Consider the following 1354-nt stretch of genomic DNA (forward strand, 5'->3'; position numbering starts at 1 on the left):
GGCTTATAGGACAAAATGTGTGTCCACTTTAGGGGCATCGGCGCAGGTCGATGCCCCTTTTTCAGCCGTTTAAATTCCGTGCCCGCTTTTAACCGCCCGGACAGAATGTGTGTCCGGTTGCCTATCGTTCCCGCCGGTAGATACCCTTTTCCGGAACCGTTAAACACCCTTTCGGAAGAGGTGCCCATGAAGGCCGTTTATTGCCCCTACTGCGGCGGTCGGACCAAGCGCAACGGCAGGACCTCATCGGGGTCCCAGCGGTGGAGGTGCACGGCCTGCGGCGCGTCGACGACGCTGAGGTACGACGACACGGCGGCGAGGCTCGAGGAGTTCCTCGGGTGGCTCCTCTCGAAGGACTCGCAGGCCGCGATGCCGGGCGGCGGGCGGTCCTTCAGGCGCAGGACGGCCGAGTTCTGGGAGGTCTGGCCCATGCCCGTCCCCGACGGCGAGCTCCACCGCGTGCTCTACGCCGACGGGATCTGGGTCGCGCGCGACCTCGTGGTTCTCATATGCTGCAGCGGCGAGAGGGTGGTCTCCTGGTACATGGCCAGGTCGGAGAACTCGAGGGCGTGGTCGGCCCTCATGGCACCGATCCCGGCGCCCGAGGTGGTCGTCACCGACGGCGGGAGCGGGTTCGCCAAGGCCGTGCGCGAGACCTGGCCGCGCACCAGGGTCCAGAGGTGCACCTTCCACGCCTTCTCGCAGGTCAAGCGCTACACGACGACGCGGCCGAAGCTCCAGGCGGGGCGCGAGCTCTACCTCATCGCGCGCGACCTCATGGGCATCGAGACGCTGCACCAGGCCGAGCTCTGGGTCGAGCGCTACCTCGACTGGTGCGGGTTCTGGGCCGACTTCCTGGAGGACAGGACCGTGGTGGACGGCAGGAGGGTCTACACCCACGAGAGGCTGAGGCGGGCGCGCTCGTCGCTGTCGTCGCTGGTGTCGGCGGGGACGCTGTTCACCTACCTCGACCCCGCCCTGGCCAAGGCCGGACCGCTGCCGTCGACCAACAACATGATCGAGGGAGGGGTGAACTCGCAGCTGAGGGCCGTCCTGCGCAACCACCGGGGGCTGACGTCGGTCAAGCGCGTGAAGGCGGTGTTCTGGTGGTGCCATGCGCACTCCGGGGACTCGAGGACGGCGCGCGAGAAGCTCGCCGCGATGCCGACCGACGCGGACATCGACTTCCTGTTCAGCGTCTACTCCGCCTCGCCGTCGCGCGAGGACGGAGGGCCGGAGTGGGGCGACAGGGCCGTGTGGGAGGACCTCCACCACAGGGACCCGTACCCGTTCTGGCTGGATTAATGGATGGAAACGGATGTTCTATCGGGACACACATTTTGTCCTATAAGCC

Annotated in this window: 2 protein-coding genes; one reads left to right on the top strand and one right to left on the bottom strand. The window is 66.6% G+C overall.

Annotated elements, in window-relative coordinates; translation table 11 throughout:
- A partial coding sequence (locus DW180_RS10550; RefSeq protein WP_233545247.1) for a hypothetical protein occupies nt 1–188 on the bottom strand: 188 nt, incomplete at its 3' end.
- Here DW180_RS10550 and DW180_RS10070 point away from each other — a divergent pair.
- Nucleotides 187–1305, top strand: a complete 1119-nt coding sequence (locus DW180_RS10070) for an IS1249 family transposase (RefSeq protein WP_118238522.1) — start codon at nt 187–189, stop codon at nt 1303–1305. The two genes, DW180_RS10550 and DW180_RS10070, sit on opposite strands and share 2 nt — an antisense overlap.
- The last annotated feature ends 49 nt before the right edge of the window (nt 1306–1354 follow it).

The organism is Collinsella sp. AM16-21 (assembly GCF_003471905.1).
Taxonomy (GTDB): Bacteria; Actinomycetota; Coriobacteriia; order Coriobacteriales; family Coriobacteriaceae; genus Collinsella.